Source organism: Bacteroides sp. 1001302B_160321_D4 (genome assembly GCF_015667765.1).
GTDB classification, from domain to species: Bacteria; Bacteroidota; Bacteroidia; order Bacteroidales; family Bacteroidaceae; genus Bacteroides; species Bacteroides xylanisolvens.
Genome location: NZ_JADPLO010000134.1, coordinates 1 through 3,598, shown reverse-complemented (window position 1 = coordinate 3,598; position 3,598 = coordinate 1). Strand labels below are relative to the sequence as shown.

The following is a 3,598-nucleotide window of genomic DNA, read 5'->3' as shown; positions in this document are numbered from 1 at the left end:
ATTTGATACATCAATGCCGTTTTATCAATATAAAAATAGCCATCCTGACGAAGGCTTTCAAAATTCTGAATACCGATCGGATAAATTTTATGGTTCATATTTTTTTTTTTATTAATCAATGCCTTTCTTGCAAAGATATATATTTTTAATAGAGCTCTTTGTCATGGCAGGTTAAAAGATTCTTTTCAATAATTCATTCTGCACATTTCCCCGGAAACTTAGGAACGATAAAATAAGGGGATGATGACTGCACAAAATTACGAAAAGCCCGGACTTTCGCAAGCTCGGGCTTTCTGTATCTTGGAGACGTCTCCTTTACCTATAGGGAAATGGGCGACTAGCAATTGATTCTAGTACAACAAAAAAAAGACGTTCCAAGAGTAAAGATAAAAGGGATGCCAGTGGGAAATGTGGGGAGGCATCCCTTTTCTAATAGAAGAACAAAGATAGAAGGATGGACTTTCACAAGCTGTGTCCTTCGCTTTGTTCTGGGGTAAAAAATATCTTTTTCACACATAGGTGAAGAAGGGTTTATTTTCAATCTCTATTATTTAGCACCTTTCTTAAAGGTCACTGTAAACTCTGTTCCATCACCGGCTACATCTCCCCATTTAGAAGTTGCTTTCAAAACAACTACTGCCGAGATGTCACTACCAATAATTTCCTGTGCAGCAGTAGCAGTATTCAGTTTCACTTTACCGTTATCCTTCAATTCATCAACATCAAAATACTTCTTGAAGTCATCCGCAGATTTCGGTTCGAAACTGATAGACAGGCCGTATAATTTAAGGGCAGCTTTAGCATCAGAAACATTAAATTGACCACTAGCGTTAGTCGGCCACATTTCTTTACCTCTCGAGTCTTTCCAAGTGAAATTGTAACCATTCTTTTCACTTTCAGCCGCTGGATTGAAAGCTTTTGATAATTCTATTTCATCAGCCTTAGTTGAAGTTTCTTTAAGACGAATCTTCGGAAGAGTTAATGTACCATTCAATTCATCAACAGGCATAAGCATATTTACTACATTCTTGTTATCAGCAGGAGCAATTGATTTACCATTAGATGTCACACCAAATGTCACTGAAATCGGATTTGCTTTACCTTCTTTCTTATAAGAATAGTCAACAGTACCAGCAGTAATAGTATAAACGTAGGAAGAACCATCTACACTTCCTATACCTGCCGGAGAAATTGCAGGTGCAATAACAATCTCACCGGCAGTTTTTCTCTTGTTAAGATCTGTAAAGACTGAAGCCTCATAAGCCTGTGTCAAGTTTCTTGTTAATTTCACAGATGACACGTTATCACCACCTTCACGTGACATAATCATCATTTCCTGACCCGGAGTAGAGTTCAATGAGTTCCAATCCCAAACGAGTTCACTAGCTGCAGTTGCGCTGACCTTAATATCGGCACTAACTGTTACAGTCTTGTTATCCTTTGTCAGGATTACAGATACTTTATCGATGCCATTTTCACTAGTTGTCACATAATTTGCGGGCACTTTGATTTTAACGGCATTACTTTCCAGTATCATGCAAGGTGTTACAGCGTTATCAGCAGGATCAGACACACTGGTAGCACCACTCAAATTTGAAGCAGGTGCCCCTGTTGTACCAAGTGCTGTTAAAATAGCAGTCAAACCAGCCAGATTATCGGCACCGGTACCATCGGCTGTAAGCGTGTATACCTTTGCAGCACTGTTCCATTTCAGTTTATCGAATGTGAGAGCTACAGGAGCACCCTTACTTGTTAGAGTAACTTGAGCATAGGCAGTACCTTTTAAGTCTGTTGTTCCGCCATCACGAGTAACTGTAATAGTAGGAGTTACCTGACATACATCACCAACCGCTGCATCTGTATTAGCTTTTAAAACACCTTCTGTTAAAGTGAATTTAGCTTCATTCGCTCCAGATTTAGCATAGGTAACTTTAAACTTAGACAAGTCAATACCCAGTTCGTCTACTGTTTTCTCTACTTCATTAGTAGATGTTCCGTCAGCGTCTGGAGTTACAGTAAACACATAAGCACTTCCTGCCGCATAGTCAATCTTGTCATCTGCGTTTTCTTTTATAAGGCTGTTCGGTTCAGTACCACCTGCCCATTTATAATCAATCTTATTGATATGAAGTGTCTGTTGAGTCATTGCAAAATAATCAGAAGAGATATCTGAATATTCTGTTTTATCATCCTTACCTATCACAGTCAGAGCTACGGCAAACCCTTTGTCTTCGATAGCGCTTGCTTTTTTCAAAGTCACCTCTATCAAATTAGGTTCATTAGCTACTGCTTTTACAGCACCTACCGTGAATACACCAGCGGCACGAGTCAACACTTGAGCATCTGTAGTAATTGTATATTTACTATCCGCTTTAGTCAGCTCTGCAACTGCTGAAGCCGGAGATACACGGAATCTTACTTTCTTTTCAAGGGTATTACCTACTTCGTGCCAGGTTTGAGCAGAACTAATCCCCGTAGTATATTGAGATGTTTCAGCGACTTTCAATGATGTAAATTCTATTATTCTGTCTGCTGATTCCGGCACATATACGATACTCTGAATCATACCTTTCAGGGCAGTGATTTCTGCTTTCAATTCTGTTTGCAACTTACCTAATGTGGCCTTTGCATCTCCTAGTTCAGTAGCAATAATGTCCTGTACAGCCTGTGTCAAGTTCTTGCCTTCGGGAAGAGCAAGTGCCGTCACAGCATCTCTTGTTGCCATAATTTCGTCGATAATAGTTTGATAGTCTGCAAGCTGACCTTCACCACTACCTACGTATGCATTAATAGCCTGCAACAGTTCATCCAAATCATCCAATTTAGATTTGATAACGCCGTCCTCTTTAAAGATTTCATTATAGATTTTATCTACAAAATCCGTCAGACTTGTTACACCTGTGATTCCAAGCCCTTCGATGTGGTCATTTAATGCTTTACCATTCGAAGCAACACCGTCTTGTACAGTTTTGATTACATAGGCAGCAATTTCCCCTTTATTGTCACCCTCATCTTTCAATGCATTGAGGATGCTTTGATTGATAAACTTGTCAAAGCTAGTGTTTTCGAAGCCGCTCAAATCAGTAGGATCAGCTTTAAATTTATTTTCAGCGTCAATCAAAGCTTGAAGAGTGGTCTTCATTGCATTCAGCTTTTTAATATCTTCATTCATAGCATCAACGGTGCTCTGACTGGCTTTTCCATCTATCGCTAACTGAAGTTCATTCTTAGCTGCTATCAAATCATCGGCTACAGTCTTGTCTCCTGCTGCCAACGCTTTCTCCAACTCTTTAATCTTTGCTTCCAAATCAGTGGTAGTAACCTTACCATCCACCACGGCCTTCAAATCACTAACCTTTTTTTCCAAAGCTTTTGTCGCTTCCTCAACAGCAGCTTTCATGTCTTCTGTGCTTACAGGATTGGTTGATTTAATATTATCGACCTGCTCCTGCAAGCCTTTAATGTCGTCATCGTAATCCTTACAACTCGTTACAGTTGTACTGACTGCAAGCGTCAACGCTCCGAAAAGCATTACCCTAACAAAATTTTTCTTCATAACTACTTAAAAATTACATTAATAATATATTATTAAACACTA

Annotated in this window: 2 protein-coding genes; both read right to left on the bottom strand. The window is 39.3% G+C overall.

The window, feature by feature from the left end; translation table 11 throughout:
- Positions 1-98 (bottom strand): AAA family ATPase (locus KFO40_RS25360; protein WP_211146930.1); only part of this gene is annotated, 98 nt, incomplete at its 3' end.
- Between the two features lie 449 nt (positions 99-547).
- Positions 548-3,556: a hypothetical protein gene (locus KFO40_RS25355; protein WP_211146929.1), complete on the bottom strand. Its 3,009-nt coding sequence runs from the start codon at positions 3,554-3,556 to the stop codon at positions 548-550.
- Positions 3,557-3,598: the final 42 nt, after the last annotated feature.